This window comes from Nocardia sp. NPDC046763 (assembly GCF_040645495.1).
Lineage (GTDB): Bacteria > Actinomycetota > Actinomycetes > Mycobacteriales > Mycobacteriaceae > Nocardia.
The window spans coordinates 72,580-87,962 of record NZ_JBEYYI010000012.1 but is presented as its reverse complement, the minus strand read 5'-3'; the positions used below and the strand labels follow the sequence as shown (position 1 = coordinate 87,962).

11 protein-coding genes and 1 pseudogene are annotated in these 15,383 nt (G+C 68.3%); 8 read left to right on the top strand and 4 right to left on the bottom strand.

Annotation, left to right across the window (positions count from 1 at the left end):
• Positions 1 to 6: 6 nt before the first annotated feature.
• The 4 genes and pseudogenes from ABZ909_RS20775 (at position 7) to ABZ909_RS20760 (ending at position 3,489) form a co-directional block, all read left to right on the top strand.
• On the top strand, positions 7 to 1,449 hold the full coding sequence (locus ABZ909_RS20775; RefSeq protein WP_357001994.1) for a protein kinase: 1,443 nt from the start codon (positions 7 to 9) through the stop codon (positions 1,447 to 1,449).
• Between the two features lie 120 nt (positions 1,450 to 1,569).
• A pseudogene (locus ABZ909_RS20770) lies at positions 1,570 to 2,016 on the top strand (DMT family transporter); the annotation flags it as partial.
• 239 nt (positions 2,017 to 2,255) lie between these two features.
• A complete protein-coding gene (locus ABZ909_RS20765; protein ID WP_357001991.1) occupies positions 2,256 to 2,555 on the top strand; it encodes a DMT family transporter in 300 nt (99 codons plus the stop codon).
• 61 nt (positions 2,556 to 2,616) lie between these two features.
• The gene (locus tag ABZ909_RS20760; protein ID WP_357001988.1) at positions 2,617 to 3,489 is read left to right on the top strand and encodes an NAD(P)H-binding protein; all 873 of its coding nucleotides are present in this window, start codon (positions 2,617 to 2,619) and stop codon (positions 3,487 to 3,489) included.
• A gap of 139 nt (positions 3,490 to 3,628) precedes the next feature.
• Here the strand turns inward: ABZ909_RS20760 and ABZ909_RS20755 are convergent, their stop codons facing one another.
• The 4 genes from ABZ909_RS20755 to ABZ909_RS20740 form a co-directional block, all read right to left on the bottom strand.
• Positions 3,629 to 6,157 (bottom strand): FtsX-like permease family protein, encoded by a 2,529-nt coding sequence (locus ABZ909_RS20755; protein WP_357001986.1) that lies wholly within the window; start codon positions 6,155 to 6,157, stop codon positions 3,629 to 3,631.
• Positions 6,157 to 6,948: an ABC transporter ATP-binding protein gene (locus tag ABZ909_RS20750; RefSeq protein WP_357001984.1), complete on the bottom strand. Its 792-nt coding sequence runs from the start codon at positions 6,946 to 6,948 to the stop codon at positions 6,157 to 6,159. Before ABZ909_RS20750 ends, ABZ909_RS20755 begins: the two co-directional genes overlap by 1 nt.
• A 100-nt stretch (positions 6,949 to 7,048) precedes the next feature.
• Positions 7,049 to 8,758 carry a serine/threonine-protein kinase gene (locus ABZ909_RS20745; RefSeq protein WP_357001982.1) on the bottom strand — a complete coding sequence of 570 codons (1,710 nt, stop codon included), beginning with the start codon at positions 8,756 to 8,758 and terminating at the stop codon, positions 7,049 to 7,051.
• Between the two features lie 227 nt (positions 8,759 to 8,985).
• Positions 8,986 to 10,881 carry a protein kinase gene (locus ABZ909_RS20740; RefSeq protein ID WP_357001980.1) on the bottom strand — a complete coding sequence of 632 codons (1,896 nt, stop codon included), beginning with the start codon at positions 10,879 to 10,881 and terminating at the stop codon, positions 8,986 to 8,988.
• A 224-nt stretch (positions 10,882 to 11,105) separates the two neighbouring features.
• Here ABZ909_RS20740 and ABZ909_RS20735 point away from each other — a divergent pair, with 224 nt between their 5' ends.
• The 4 genes from ABZ909_RS20735 to ABZ909_RS20720 all read left to right on the top strand — a co-directional run bounded on the left by ABZ909_RS20735 (position 11,106) and on the right by ABZ909_RS20720 (position 15,373).
• Positions 11,106 to 11,876, top strand: a complete 771-nt coding sequence (locus tag ABZ909_RS20735) for a deoxyribonuclease IV (protein ID WP_357001977.1) — start codon at positions 11,106 to 11,108, stop codon at positions 11,874 to 11,876.
• A gap of 147 nt (positions 11,877 to 12,023) precedes the next feature.
• Complete coding sequence (locus tag ABZ909_RS20730) at positions 12,024 to 12,974, top strand: TauD/TfdA family dioxygenase (RefSeq protein WP_357001974.1); 951 nt, start codon at positions 12,024 to 12,026, stop codon at positions 12,972 to 12,974.
• A 264-nt stretch (positions 12,975 to 13,238) separates the two neighbouring features.
• A complete protein-coding gene (locus ABZ909_RS20725; protein WP_357001972.1) occupies positions 13,239 to 14,450 on the top strand; it encodes a CaiB/BaiF CoA-transferase family protein in 1,212 nt (403 codons plus the stop codon).
• Positions 14,447 to 15,373 carry a hydroxymethylglutaryl-CoA lyase gene (locus ABZ909_RS20720; protein ID WP_357001969.1) on the top strand — a complete coding sequence of 309 codons (927 nt, stop codon included), beginning with the start codon at positions 14,447 to 14,449 and terminating at the stop codon, positions 15,371 to 15,373. Before ABZ909_RS20725 ends, ABZ909_RS20720 begins: the two co-directional genes overlap by 4 nt.
• Positions 15,374 to 15,383: the final 10 nt, after the last annotated feature.

Sequence of the window (15,383 nt, the reverse complement as noted above, 5' to 3'; positions counted from 1 at the left end):
GCTGATTTGCGCTCTGGTGATGTGTTCGCCGGTTACGTCATCGAACGCGAGCTCGGTCGCGGCGGCATGGGCTCGGTGTATCTGGCCAAGCATCCACGGCTGCCGCGTATGACGGCGCTGAAGCTGCTGAATCAGGAGATGTTCGCCGACGACGAGATTCGCGCCCGCTTCATCCGCGAGGCGGATCTGGTCGCCCGGCTGGACCACCCGAATATCGTCACCGTGTACGACCGCGGTGACGAGGGCGAACAGCTGTGGATCTCCATGCAGTACATCGACGGGATCAACGCCTCCTCGATCACCCCCGGCACGCTGCCGCCGCTGCGCGCGGCCCAGATCATCGGCGAGACCGCCAAGGCGCTCGACTACGCGCACGGCCTGGGCGTCCTGCACCGCGATGTGAAGCCGGCCAATATCCTGCTGGCCCGCTCGTCGTCCAAGACCGGCTCCGGCGAACGCGTCTACCTGACCGACTTCGGCATCGCCCGCCTGCGCGACGACACCGGCCACCTCACCCAGACCGGCACGGTCACCGCCACGCTCGCCTACGCCTCGCCCGAGCAGTTGACCGGCGCGTCCCTCGACGGCCGCTCCGACCAGTACTCCCTGGCCTGCACGCTGTTCCAACTCCTCACCGGCACAGTCCCGTTCGAGGGCACCAGCCCCGCCGCGGTCATCCGCGGCCACCTCCAGCAGCCGCCGCCGCCCGCGAGCCCGCTCCGCCAAGCCCTCCCGCGCACCATCGACGCGGTCCTCACCAAGGCGCTCTCCAAGCGTCCGGCCGACCGGTACCGCTCGTGCGTCGAATTCGCCACCGCCGCCGAACGCGCCCTCCAGGCGCCCCGCCCCGCCGCGCCCCCGCGCCCGCCGACCCCCGCGCATCCGCAGCCCGTCGTCGCCCCGCGCCCACCGACCCCCGTCCGGCCGCAGCCGATCATCCAGCAGGGACCCACCCCGACTCCGTCGACTCCGCGCCCACTCGTGGGCCCGGGCCCGGCGTACACGAACCAGGGCCCGGCTCCGTCCTACCCCAACCCGTCCCCGGCATACCCGGCCCCGCCCACGTCGAACCCGTCCTTCCCCAACCAGCCGGTTCCGAATCAGCCGCCATCCACCCCGGCCTACCCGAATCAGCCCGCCCCCCAAAGCTTCTCGAACCCGGCGGTCGCATCGGCTCCCACGTACAATCCGCCGTCCTACACACCACGAACCACCCCACCCCCCACCTACGCTCCCCCGCAACGCAATTCGAATACGACGGCCTGGCTGATCGCCGCCATCGTCACGGTCCTGGTCATCGTCATCATCGTGATCGCCGTGATCATCAAGGGCAGCAAGTCCAAGGCCGATGCCCCCCAGCCCCCGGACACCATCGTCACCCTCGCCTTCGCAGACGCCCTGACCCCCGACAACACCCTGGGCGACAAGCCCTTCCGCATCACCCTCTGAACCGGCCCTGCCGGTCGACCGAGTTCCGCCACAGGCAGGGACCGCCCGCCCGACGCGACGTCGACCTGCCATCGGCCGAGCAGCGGCCGACACCGGTTGGTGTCGCAACGGCCGGCTTCGATGACGCAGTCAGAAATTCTGTGGTCAGGTGCGCGATCGCGTGGTCAGACTGCAGCGGTGGCGACGACGGAAAGGGTTGGGCGGGCTCCGATCCGGGTCCAGGCGACCGGGTGGGCTCTGACCTCATGGGTACTGTTCGCGAGTTCCGGGCCGGTGGCCAAGGCGGTGATGGTGACGGGCTGGTCCCCGGCGGCGGTGACGTCGGTTCGGATCACATTGGCCGCAGCACTGCTCGTCCCGGTGGTTGCCGTGTTGCGGCCGCGGGCGCTGAGGTTCCGCCGCGCCGATCTGTGGTTGCTGCTCGGCTATGGGGTGCTCGGTGTCGCCGGGGTGCAATTGTTGTTCTTCGTTGCGGTGGCCCGGGTTCCAGTTGCGGTAGCGATGGTGCTGGTCAACCTCGCACCCGTGCTGGTCGCGCTGTGGGTGCAGACAGCACGGCACATTCGGCTGCCCGCGCCGGTTTGGCTGGGCATCGGATTGGCGCTGACCGGCTTGGCCTTGATCGCACAGCTCTGGCAGAGCTCTCACCTGGACATACTCGGTATTGCCGCAGGTCTGGGCTCGGCAATCTGCTCGGCCGGATACTTCCTGCTCGGCGAACACGGTGCCGGCAAGCACGACCCGGCCGGGCTGACTGCCCTGGGGTTGACCATCGGCGCGGTAGTGGTGGCAGCGTTCACCCCGCCGTGGACGCTGCCGCCCACCTGCTCACGGCCCCCGCCGCATTGGGCCGTCTGCAAGCCCCGGTGTGGCTGGTATTGCTGGCTCTGTCCGTGGCCGGCACCGCGCTGCCCTACCTGGCCGGACTTCGAGCCCTCCGCGACCTGCCCCCGGCCCCGGCGAGCATGCTGGCCGTGGCGGAACCGCTGGTCGCCGCCGTGCTGGCCTGGCTACTGCTCGGCCAGTCGCTCGGGCCGGCGCAAATAGCCGGGGCGGCGATCATGCTGATCGGCGCAATATTCGTGCAGCTGAACACGCTGAGGTAGGACGTGAAATAACGAATTCTCGTGATGTGGTGGGGTGGGCTTCAGCGGAAGTATTCATGTCATGAGCAGCACAGAGATTCGCAACTCCCGCCCGACCGTTCTCGTCACCGGAGCGACCGGAAGCGTCGGTCGTCACCTTGTTTCCACCCTCCTCGCTCGCGGCATCGCGGTCCGCGCGCTGACCCGTAAGCCCGAGGACGCGAACCTGCCCGAAGGGGTCGAGGTCGTCGCGGGTGATCTCGCTGACGCCTCGACCCTCGGATCGCAGGTATTCCACGGCGTTGACAGCGCCTTCGTGTTCCCGGCGCGGGGCATCGATGTATTCATGGACGCGGCCGTCGCCGCTGGAGTGCACCGCTTCACGGTCTTGTCCTCGCTGGCCGCGGCGACGGAATTCCCCCGCGACCACGGCTCGGCCAGCCAGCTGCACCACAGCGCTGTCGAAGCCGCCGTCACCGAGCGCACCGACGGGTGGACGATCCTGCGCCCCGGCACCTTTGCCAACAACCTGCTCGAATGGCGGTGGCAGATCAGCTCGGGTGCGCCGATCCGGGCACCGTACCTGGCGTCCGCTCAGGCCCCGGTCCACGAATTCGACGTCGCCGAGGCCGCGGCCGAGACGCTGCTGTCCGACGACCACATCGGCCAGATCATCCCGATCACCGGCCCCCAGGCGCTCACCCGCACCGAGCAGGTCGCCACGCTCAGTGCCGCGCTCGGCCGACAGATCCCGCTGATCGAAATCACCGCCGACGAATTCCGCGCCGAGACAGCGCAATTCATCCCCGAGCCGATCATGAAGATGCTGCTCGACTACTGGAGCGACACCCTCACCACCCCCGACCGGGCGCGTCCCGCCACCACCGTGACCGGCAAGCCCGGACGCACCCTCGCCGAATGGGCCGAAGACCACCGCGCCGACTTCGGCGCTTGACCACCCCACCGACGGTGCGGCCCGGCCATCCAGACCAGGCCGCACCGTCGTACGGTCATAGGGCCGGTTGCCCGGCAGCGGAGACGATCTGGGCCCCTCAGGATCGAAATCCTGAGGGGCCCAGATCGGTCCGGAGTGCTTACAGGTCGGCGATGGCGGCCAGCGGGGGTGTGCGGGCGGCTCGCACGGCGGGCCAGAGGGCGGCGAGGACGCCGACCACACCGGAGGCGAGGAGCATGAGCACGATTTGGGTCCAGGGCACGGCGATGGTGGCAATGCCCAGGTCGGCAAGGGTTTTGAGGAAGCCCACACCGAGGGCTAGGCCCAGGATGACGCCTACCACCGCGCCGAAGACGGCGATGAGCATGGATTCGAGGTAGATGCTGCGGCGGACCTGGGCCCGCTGCATGCCCACCGCGCGGAGCATGCCGATTTCGCGGCGGCGCTCCACCACCGACAGGGCCAGCGTGTTGACGATGCCGAGGATGGCGATGACCACCGCCAGGGCCAGCAGGCCGTAGAGGATGGCCAGCAGGGTGTCGATCTGTTTGCCCTCGGCGCCCTTGAAGTCGTTGCGGTCCTGGACCTGGACGATGACGTACTGCTCGGTGGCCTTCTCCAGGTTCTTCCGCATGGCGGGGAGGTCGGCGCCGGGCTGGGCGGCGACCAGGACCAGGAAGCTGGACTGGTAGCTGACCGGGACCGTCTTCTGGTACAGGGCCATGGGGGTGACCATGTTCTGCAGCAGCTGGGTGTCCTTGTAGATGCCCGCGACGGTGACCTTGAACTTCTTGTAGTCCATGCTGGAGATCTCGACGCTCTCGCCGAGCTTCCAATCATGGTCGGAGGCATAGGTTTCCGACACCATGATGTCGTCGTCGCCGATCTGGTCGGTGCCCTGCTCCATGGTGTAGTTGAGCACCTTGGCCATCGGCCCCTCGGGCGCGGTGCCGAGCACCTGCTTGCCGTCGACCCTCAGGGCGACACCATGGAAGGCCACCACGTCCTTGACCTGCGGCACCTGTTCGACGGTGGCGGTGGCGGCCAGCGGGACGCCGATGATGCCACCGGGCGGCCCGGCCAGGATGTAGTCGGCCTTCACGCCCTTGTCGACCAGGTCGCTCACACTGGCCTTGGCCGAGGAGCCGAGCATGCCGATGGCGGACACCAGCATCAGGCCCAGGGTCAGTGCGAAAGCCGTTGCGGCGGTCCGGCGCGGATTACGAATCGCGTTGTTGCGCGCCATCCTTCCGACCGGACCGAACGGCCGCACCAGCACACCCAGTCCGGTCACCACCGGCCGCGACAGCGCCGGGGAGGCGAACAGCACCGCGAGAATCAGTGCGGCAGCGCCGATTCCGACCACCGTGGCCGCACTGCCGCCGGTGCCGCGCGCACCCAGCACCACCAGCACCGCACCGGCCACCGCCAGCACCGCGCCGATAATGGTGCGCAGCCGCAACGACTCTCCGGCCGAGTTGGACTCCGAGCGCATCGCCTCCACCGGCGGCACCTTGGCCGCCCGCCGCGCCGGCGCGTACGCGCTGAGCACCGTCACCACGGTGCCGACACCGAGGGCCACCAGCACCGTGCGCGGCTCCAGCGACATGGTGCCGGTGGGCAGCCCCAGCTTGAAGGCATTCAGCAGGCCGGACAGGCCGAACGCCAGGCCGACGCCCGCCGCCAGACCCAGTGCGCTGCCGAGCAATCCGACGATCAGCGACTCCCCCACCACCGATCGCGAGATCTGCCCGCGGCTCGCGCCGACCGCGCGCAACAGCGCCAGCTCGCGCAGCCGCTGCGCCACCAGCATGGAGAAGGTGTTGTAGATGATGAACGTGCCCACCAGCAATGCGATGGAACCGAACGCCAGCAGGAAGTAATTGATGAACTTCAGCGCATTGCCGAGCTGCGCCTTGAAGTCGTCGCGCACCTGCTGGGCGTTCTGCACCTTGTAGTCGGGCAGCGCCGCCTTGATCCGATCGCGCAGATCATCGGCCTTCACCCCGGGCTGGGCCGCGATGTCCACGTACGCCACGTGCAGGCCGTCGGTGAACAGCTGGCGGGCCTGCGCATCCTCGAACTGCAGCGAGATGAACCCGCCGGTATTGGAGGCCTCGATGTCGTAGATGCCCGAGATGGTGACATCGATATTGCCCTTGGACGGCACCAGCACCGTGCTGTGGTCGCCGACCTTCAGCCCGCCCCGCTCCGCACCACCCTTGTTGATGGCGACCTGACCCGGCTCGGCGGGCGGCACGCCGTCGATGAACTTGTCCGGCTCGGCCACCGACCTGCCCGGCGGCAGATACGACTGTCCGAAACTCGGTGCGCCACCGGTCTGTACGGCGTGCCCGTCCTTCAGCAGCACCACCGGGCCGTTGACACCGGGCGCGACGGTTTTGACGCCGTCCAGGTGGGAGAGCTTGTCCACCACGTCGTTCGGCACACCGAGCGACTGCTGCTCCTTGGGCTGCACCCGCACGTCCACGCCCTTGGCCTGGGAGGCGAAGATGCCGTCGAAGGTGCTCTGCAGCGTGTCGGTGAAGATGAAAGACCCTGAGATGAAAGCGGTTCCGAGTACCACCGACAGTACGGTCAGCACCAGGCGCACCTTGTGCGCGGCGAGATTGCGCAAGGCGACCTTGCGCATCGGGGAGGCAGCCATCAGCGCTCCGCCTCCCCGCGCTTCGTCTCCAGCGACTTCATCTTGTCAAGCACGGAATCGGCCGTGGGCTCCCGCAATTCGTCCACGATCTGGCCGTCGGCGAGGAAGACCACCCGGTCGGCGTAGGAGGCCGCGCGCGGATCGTGGGTCACGATCACCACCGTCTGCCCGAACTCGTTGACCGCCGCGCGCAGGATGTTGAGCACCTCACCGGAGGAGTGTGAGTCCAGGTTGCCGGTCGGCTCGTCACCGAAGATGATGTCCGGCTTGCCCGCCAGCGCGCGAGCACAGGCCACGCGCTGCTGCTGACCGCCCGACAGCTCGGCGGGCCGGTGGGTGAGCCGGTCGCCCAGGCCCAGCCGCTTGACCACCGTCGACAGCCACTCCTCGTCGATCTTGCGGTTCGCGATGTCCAGCGGCAGCGTGATGTTCTCCAGCGCGGTCAGCGTGGGGACCAGATTGAACGCCTGGAAGACGAAGCCGATGCGGTCGCGGCGCAGCGTGGTCATCTGCTTGTCCGAGAGCTTGGTCAGATCGGTGTCACCGATGTGGACCGCGCCCCCGGTGGCGGCATCGAGACCGGCCAGGCAGTGCATGAGGGTCGACTTGCCCGAGCCCGAGGGCCCCATGATGGCGGTGAACTCACCCTTCGCGAACTCGGCCGTCACCCCGTCCAGCGCACGAACCTGTGTGTCGCCCGATCCGTAGATCTTCACAAGATCGGTCGCTCGGGCGGCGACCGCGGCCGTGCCCTGCTCGAGCGTGGCGGATTCCGAGACGTTCGAAGTCATGATGTCCAGTGTGTCTAGGTTCTGGGATGGACGCCATCCGGGATGTCCCCGATGACGATGTCCTCACAGACTCCACACAAACACGCGCGTCGAACAGCCCTCAATTGATGGGGGCGGACCGCCACCAATCCAGCAGCTGGTCGTCGGTGGCGAGGAAACCGGTGCTGTACATGAGGTAGGCGTACTTTCCATCCTGCGAGTGGAACTCCGTCACCAGCCGCGGGCGCAGCAGGGCGCTGCCGCTGATCTGGTAATTCGTGTACAGGTTGCCGTGCACCTTGATGTCGGTCTTGGTGTAGCCGGTCAGCGCGTTGAGCGCGTCCTCGGCGTCGGTGGCCGAGCGGTACATGACGAACCGGTAGGTCGGGTGGCCGATGCCGGTGCAGTTCCACGCGATTTCCCACTTGCCCAGATCCGGATCGCCGGACCCGGAGTCGGGCGGGGGCGAGGCGGGCTCATAGGTCGAGCAGGCGGTCCCCTGGTAGCCGGTGCCGGAGTTGGCGTCGGCGGTGGGATCGGCCTGGGGCAGCATCTGTGGGAAGCGCTGGCTGAGCACCTGGGCGTCGGTGCCCGAATGCTCCGGAAGGGCGGCGGGTCCGGTGGTTTCGGTCGGCGAGGCCGCGTCGTCGGTGGTCGGGACGTGCTCCTCGGACGTGGTCGCCGAGCTGTTCGAGGTCGCTTTCTCATCGAGCACGGAAACGATGGCCGCGACCGCCGCCAGCGGCAGCACCACGACAGCCGCCGCGCCCAGCAGACAGCCCCGCAGCTTCGAGCGCTTCTTCCGCGGCGACGCCGGGCGCGGCGGCGGGACAGGCGTCGGTGCCTGGGCGGTGTAGCGCGCCGTCGCGGGCGGCTGCTGTCCGGGAACGGGATTCGCGTCGACGCCGTACCGGGTCGTCGGCGCGGGACCGAATTGCCCTGGCGCCGCCGGTGATCCGCCCTGCGGGAGGAACGGCGAGTGCGCCACCACGGTGGCCCCGGCCGGATTCTCCAGCGCCTGCTGGGCCGCCACGGCGAACTCACCGCACGAATCGAATCGTCCCTCAGGGTGTTTGGCGAGTGCGCGGGCCAGCACGGCGTCCAGCGCCTGCGGCAGTCCGGCCCGCAGCGTGCTGACCGGCGGCGGCGCCTGGTTGAGGTGACCGTGGATGATGCCCACCGGATGCTCGGCGGCGAACGGCACGTCCCCGGTCAGCAACCGGAACAGCGTGCAGGCCAGCGAATACTGATCCGAGCGTGGATCCAGCGGCTGACCCGAGAGCTGTTCCGGGGAGGCGTAGGTCAGCGTCGCGGTGAACGAGCCGGTCTGGGTCAGCTTGGTGGCGTCATCGCGCAAGCGGGCAATGCCGAAGTCCGCCAGGAAGACTCGCTCCTCGCCGTCCAGCCGTTCGAGCAGGATGTTGGCGGGCTTCACATCCCGGTGCAGCACGCCGCGGCGATGCGCGAAATCCAGGGCCCGCGCGGTCTCGGCGATGATCCGGATTGCCTGGCGCGGCGGCAGATTCGCGGCCTCCAGCTGGGACGCGTCGGGACCGTCGATGTAGCGCATGGCGATCCACGGCTGCGCGTCGTCGATGCCGCGGTCGTAGACCGGCACGATATTGGGATGATCCAGCCGCGCGACGAGATCGCCCTCACGCTCGAACCGCCGCCGGATCTCGATATCGCCGAACACGTCCCGGCTCAACAGCTTCAATGCGATCAGCCGAGGTAGACGGGGGTGCCGGGCCAGATACACCGACCCCATACCGCCGCGGCCGAGTTCGCGTTCGATCTCGTAACCCGCGAACACTTCCCCAGCGCGCAGCACAACGTCCCTTTCTGTATCTATTTGCCCTCCGCTTCGCTCCGGGCGGGTTCGCGGCCCTGGAGGTCTCGTTCTTCCCTCCTCCGCTCCTCCGCTTCGCTCCCGCTCCAAGGCGGAGGTCTATTCCAGCCGCAGTCCAGAACGAGCGCTCCATCGACCAGCGCTTGGGCCGCGAACCAGATACTGCGCCGACCCTAGCCTGATCGAGCCGGGGTTTCGAATACCGCAGCTCAGTTGATGGGTGCGTTCTTCCACCACTTCAGGACCGGATCGAGGCTGCCGGTGAGGCCGTCGGTGTACATGAGGTACTGGGTGCGGTTGTTGTCGCCGGTGAAGGCGGTCACCAGGCGCGGGTGGCTGTCATCGGTGAGCTGGTAGTTGGTGTAGGTCTTGCCGCCGTTCGCGTCCTGCGACTTGGTGTCCGGGGTCAGGCCGCTCAGGACGGTCTGCACGGTGGCGGCCGAGTCGTAGGCGAAGATGCGGTAGAAGGGGTCGTTGTTGTTGCTGCCGCCGTAGCAGCGCCACTGCACCTTCCAGTCGCCGAAGTCCGGGGTGCCGTCGGTGGCATCGGAGGAGACCGGCGAGTCGGCGACCCAGCAGGTCGCGCCGTTGTAACCCTTGCCGCCGGTCTTGACGGCGGGCAGCAGCTTCGGGAACTGCTTGGCCGCGACCGACCAGTCGATCTGCTGGGCGCCCCCGGGCGCCGCGCCCGCCGAGGTGTTCACGACACTGCCCGGCGCGCCACCGCCCTTGGTGCCGCCGGCCTTGCTGCCCGCCGCCACGATCACCGCGACCACGACGATGAGCAGCACCACCACCGCCAGCACGATGCCGATGATGAGCCCGGTATTCGACTTCGCCGGCGCCGGCGGCCGATGCGCCCCCACCGGCGCGACCGGCGGACGCTGTGGCTGGGCCGGGCTCGGATAGGTATAGGACGGCGGCTGGGTGTACTGATTGGTCCCGCGCCCGGTGTAGTTACCGGTGACCGGCTTGGGCGGGGACGGATTGACCTGTGTCGGAGCCGGATACGGCACCGCCGGGGACGGCGGTGCGGTCTGCGGCCGCGGGCCCGCGGCCGGCATGGGCGCACCGGTCATCGGCACACCGGCCGGGTACGAGCCTCCGGTCACCGGATTGCCCGTCGGCATGGCACCACCCGTATACATGGGCATACCGGTCGGCATGCCGCCCCCGGTCAGGGGTGGCGCCACCGGGTTCGGCCCGCCGGTGTGCGGCATGACCGGCATCGGCGGCGACGTGCGCTGCACCAGCGGCATGGCAGGCGCGCTCGGATTGGCCAGGGCGCGGCGGGCGGCGGCCGCGAATTCGGTGCAGCTCGGGAAGCGATCCTCGGGACGCTTGGCCATGGCTTTGGCGATCACCATGTCCAGGCTCGGCGGCAGCCCGCCGCGCGCGCTGCCCAGCGGCGGCGGCGGATTCTGCAGATGCCCCTGGATGACGGCCGCCGGATTGGTGGCCGAGAACGGGCCGGACCCGGTGAACAGCCAGAACAGCGTGCAGGCCAGCGAATACTGGTCGGAGCGGCCGTCCAGCGCGGAGCCGGTCAGCTGCTCGGGCGAGGCGTAGGCCAGGGTCGCGGTGAAAGTCCCGGTCTGGGTCAGATGACCGCTGTCGTCGCGCAGCCGCGCGATGCCGAAGTCGGTCAGGTACACCCGTTCGCCCTTACCGCCGGTGGAGCGGGCCAGCAGGATATTGGCGGGCTTCACATCGCGGTGCAGCACCTCGTTGCGGTGCGCGTAATCCAGGGCGTCGGCCATCTCGGCGACGATCTGCACGGCCCGCTCGGGCGGCAGCGTCTGCGGATTCACGCTGGCGGCGTCGATGCCGTCGATGTACTGCATGGAGATCCACAGCTGGCCGTCCTCGAGCCCGCGGTCGTAGACGGTGACAATATTGTGGTGGTCCAGTTGCGCGACCAGGTCGGCCTCGCGCTCGAAGCGGGCCCGGACCTCCTTGTCGAAGACCATTTCCCGATTCAGCAGCTTGAGCGCCGTCATCCGCGGCAGCCGCGGATGCTTGGCCAGGTACACCGAACCCATGCCACCTCGGCCGAGTTGCCGTTCGATGACATACCCAGCAAAAACGTCACCGTTGGACAGCATGACGATCTCCCACTTCCCATTCCACGTGCCGGGACCCACCAGCGCGCGAGGTACCACAGACGATCGGCGTGATCGTTCGGGCCGATCCGAAAACACCGAAACTGTAGCCGATTCGCGGCCTATCGAACTATCTACGCGCAGGCCGCTAACGCAACACTCAACGTTTGCTTGTCGCTGCTGGTGACCCCGTCTGCGGTGTCAGGGGTCGGAGATACGCTGGCCGCATGCGCATTGGAGCTCACGTCCGAATGGACAGCGACCCGATCGGCTTCGGCGAGAAGCTCGGGGCCGACGTCATCCAGATGTTCGTGGTGGATCCGCAGAGCTGGGACAAGCCCCAACCCCACCCGCGGGCCGAGGAGATCAAGGCCAGCGACATCGACCTGGTGGTGCACTCCTCCTATCAGATCAATGTGGCCAGCCTGAACAACCGGCTGCGCATGCCCTCGCGCAACGCGGTGGCGCAGCAGGCCAAGGCCGCCGCCGAGCTGGGCGCCTTCGGGCTGGTCGTGCACGGCGGCCACGTGCGCTCCGACGAGGAGATGGCCGAGGGATTCGTCAACTGGCGCAAGCTGTTCGAGCGGCAGCAGGACAAGGGCGGATTCCCGGTGCCCATCCTCATCGAGAACACCGCCGGCGGAAACCACGCCATGGCACGGTATTTCGACGATATCGGGCGGCTGTGGGACGCGGTCGGCGACTTCGGGGCCGGGTTCTGCCTCGACACCTGCCACGCCTGGGCGGGCGGTGAGGAACTGGTCGGGATCGTGGAGCGGATCAAGGGGATCACCGGGCGCATCGACCTGGTCCACCTGAACTCCTCGCGGGACGCCTTCGATTCGGGTGCGGACCGGCACGCCAACTTCGCCGACGGGACCATCGACCCGCAGTTGCTGGCCGAGGTGTGCCGCACCGCCGGAGCGCCGGTCATCCTGGAGACCCCCGCCGACGGCGTCGCCGACGACCTGGCCTACCTCCGCGAACACCTCGGATAGTTCTCCGCGAACACCTCGGGTAGCGCCGGGCGTTCGCTCACGAGCCTTTCGATCCGGCTGATCCTGAACCTGTTTCACCGGACGCCCCGATGGTGTGCTGGTCACGGCTCGAATCCGGGCCGGACTCCATCGGGCGAAAGGCATTGCATGTCCGTCGATTACGCAACATCCAACCTCACTGTCGTGCAGCTGGGCAGCAAGATCGGCGCGCGCATCGACGGCGTGCGGCTGGGCGGCGATCTGGATTCGGTGACCGTGCAGGCCATCCAGGACGCGCTGCACAAGCACAAGGTCATCTTCTTCCGCGGCCAGGAGCACCTGACCGAGGACGGGCAGTACGAGTTCGCGCAGCTGTTGGGCGCGCCGACCACCCCGCACCCGACCGTCACCACCAAGGGCGTCAAGACGCTGCCCATCGACTCCGAGTACGGCCGCGCCAACAGCTGGCACACCGACGTCACCTTCGTGGACCGGATTCCGAAGGCGTCCATCCTGCGCGCGGTGCACCTGCCGTCCTACGGCGGCTCCACCACCTGGGCCTCGACGGTGGCGGCCTACGACTCGCTGCCCGCGCCGCTCGAGGCGCTCGTCGAGAACCTGCGGGCCCGCCACACCAACGCCTACGACTACGCCGCCGACCGCACCGAGGTCGCGCGCGGCGAGAACGCGCAGGTGACGGCCAATATCAAGGCCTACCGCGAGGAATTCGAGTCCACCTACTACGAGACCGAGCACCCGGTGGTGCGGGTGCACCCCGTCACCGGCGAACGAGCGCTGCTGCTCGGGCATTTCGTGAAGAACTTCGTCGGCTTCTCCGCCGCCGAATCGCAGGCCCTGTTCCAGCTGTTGCAGAACCGCGTCACCCGGTTGGAGAACACCACTCGCTGGAACTGGCAGCTCGGCGACGTAGCGATCTGGGACAACCGCGCCACCCAGCACTACGCCATCGACGACTACGACGGCCAGCCCCGCCGCCTCACCCGCATCACCCTGGCCGGCGACGTCCCGGTCGCCGTGAACGGAGAAACCAGCACCATCATCACCGGTAATGCCGAGCACTACTCGATCATCGAGGAGGTCGCACCCCGCGCTGTTTGATTTGCCCTCCGCTTCGCTCCGGGCGGGTTCGCGGCCCTGAAGGTCTCGTTCTTCCCTCCTCCGCTCCTCCGCTTCGCTCCCCCGCTCCAAGGCGGAGGTCTATTCCAGCCGCAGTCCAGAACGAGACGGGCCGCGAACCGACAGCGTCTGAACTTTCGTGGAGTCGTTATAGGTTCCGCGATCGGCACGCCGGTGCAACTGTCCTGTCGACCGTCGCACCGGCTTCGCCGTTTTCGGTGTACGCCCATCGTGCAGACTGTGGGCATGGAGATTCGGCCGCTCGACGGCGTTCGGGTTCTGGAACTGGGCAACTATGTGGCCGCGCCGACGGCCGGGCGGATCCTCGGGGACTTCGGTGCCGAGGTGATCAAGGTGGAGCGGCCGAAAACCGGTGATGAGCTGCGAAATTGGCGGCTCTACGGCGGTGACACCTCGATGCTGTACCGGACGGTCAACCGGAACAAGAAGTCCATCACGCTGGATCTGCGCACCGAGGCCGGACGCAAGATCGTGCTGGATCTGATCGAACAGTGCGATGTGCTGCTGGAGAACTTCCGGCCCGGGATGCTCGAGAAGTGGGGGCTCGGGCCCGAGGTGCTCAACGAGGCCAATCCGAATCTGATCATCACCCGCATCTCCGCGTACGGCCAGACCGGTCCGCTCGCACAGCGGCCGGGCTTCGCGGCGGTGGCCGAGGCGGTCGGCGGGTTGCGCGAACTCGTGGGCGATCCGGACCGGCCGCCGGTGCGGGTCGGCGTGTCCATCGGCGATTCCATTGCCGGGATCTACGCCGCGTTCGGCACCGTGATGGCGCTGTTCCAGCGTGAGCGGGTACAGCGGGTTCCCTTGGAGCAGCGCGTCATCGACGTGGCGCTCAACGAATCCATCCTGTCTGTCATGGAATCCCTGGTGCCCGACTATCTGGCCTACGGCATCAATCGCGAACGGGTCGGCGGGCGCATGGAGGGCATCGCGCCCAGCAACGCCTATCCGTGCAGCGACGGCACCAGCATCATCATCGGCGGCAATGGCGACGCCATCTTCCAGCGGTACATGCAGGTCATCGATCGTCCGGACCTCGCCGCCGATCCGGAGCTGCAGGACAATGCCGGACGCTGGCGGAACCGCGAGCGGCTGGACGCCTCGATCGCCGAGTGGACGCGGGTGCGCACCCGCGAGGAGGCGCTGCGGGTGCTGGAGGCGGCCGCTATTCCGTGCGGGCCCATCTACACTGCCGCCGACATCGTCTCCGACGAGCAGTACCGGGCGCGCAATATGATCCAGCCCTTCCGGGTGGACGTGGGCGAGCCCGAGCCCAAGGAGGTCGGCTTCCCGGGCATCGTCCCGGTGATCGGCGGCCGATCGCTGCCCATCCGCAATGTCGGCCCGGACCTCGGCGAGCACACCCGCGAGGTACTCACCGGCCTGCTCGGTCTGACCGACGCCGATATCGATGCCCTGGAGGCGAACTCATGACCCTACGTGATGTCACGCTGCGCGACGGCCTGCAGCTCACCGGGAAGGTGCTGCCCACCGAGCGCAAGGTCCAGATCGCGCGGCAGCTGCTGGCGCTGGGCGTGCCCGAGCTGGAGATCGGATCCATGGCGCGGCCGGATCTGGTGCCGCCCATGGCCAATACCCTCGACCTGGTCGCCCGGCTCACGCCCGCGGAACTCGAACGCTGCTGGGTCTGGGTCGCCACACCCCGGCACGTCGCACGGGCCGCGGAGGCCGGCGTGCGCAACTTCCAGTACTGCTTCTCGGTGTCGGACACCCACAACAAGGCCAATATCGGGCGCGCCACCGAGGACAGCCTGGCCGCCATGCCGGAGGCGGTGCGCCTCGCGGCGGAGGCGGGCGGGCGCATTCAGCTCTGCCTGGCAACGGCTTTCACCTGCCCGTTCGACGGGCCCGTGGATCCCGCGCGGGTCCTGGCCATCGCCACCGATCCGCGCACCGAGGGGTCGGCGGACATCGTGGTGGCCGATACCCTCGGCCAGGCGCATCCGGGTCAGGTCGGCGCGCTCATCGGGGCGGTGGCCGCGACCGGGCACTGGGGAACGCCGCAGCGCCGCATCGTCTTCCACGGTCACGACACCTGGGGCATGGGCGTCGCGAATTCCTTGGCGGCCCTGGCCGCGGGCGCGGCCGTGGTGGACGGTTCGCTGGGTGGGCTGGGCGGCTGCCCGTTCGCGCCGGGCGCCTCCGGCAACACCTCGAGCGAGGATCTGCTGTTCGCTACCCGTCCGGAATGGTTTACCCCGTCCGTATTGTCGGATCTGGCAGGGATTTCCGAAGAGTTGCTGACAGAACTCGGCGAGCCCAATCGATCTCGGACGATCGAGGGCGCGCAATCCAAAGCCGAAGCATTCGAGTGGGTAATTGCCGCAAATGGCTAATTCGCGACGA

Bases quoted from the DNA above. Each gene is read 5' to 3' on its own strand.
- ABZ909_RS20740 (WP_357001980.1), bottom strand. From the start codon at position 10,881: ATGCTGTCCAACGGTGACGTTTTTGCTGGGTATGTCATCGAACGGCAA.
- ABZ909_RS20755 (WP_357001986.1), bottom strand. From the start codon at position 6,157: ATGGCTGCCTCCCCGATGCGCAAGGTCGCCTTGCGCAATCTCGCCGCG.
- ABZ909_RS20730 (WP_357001974.1), top strand. From the start codon at position 12,024: ATGTCCGTCGATTACGCAACATCCAACCTCACTGTCGTGCAGCTGGGC.
- ABZ909_RS20760 (WP_357001988.1), top strand. From the start codon at position 2,617: ATGAGCAGCACAGAGATTCGCAACTCCCGCCCGACCGTTCTCGTCACC.
- ABZ909_RS20735 (WP_357001977.1), top strand. From the start codon at position 11,106: ATGCGCATTGGAGCTCACGTCCGAATGGACAGCGACCCGATCGGCTTC.
- ABZ909_RS20750 (WP_357001984.1), bottom strand. From the start codon at position 6,948: ATGACTTCGAACGTCTCGGAATCCGCCACGCTCGAGCAGGGCACGGCC.
- ABZ909_RS20725 (WP_357001972.1), top strand. From the start codon at position 13,239: ATGGAGATTCGGCCGCTCGACGGCGTTCGGGTTCTGGAACTGGGCAAC.
- ABZ909_RS20720 (WP_357001969.1), top strand. From the start codon at position 14,447: ATGACCCTACGTGATGTCACGCTGCGCGACGGCCTGCAGCTCACCGGG.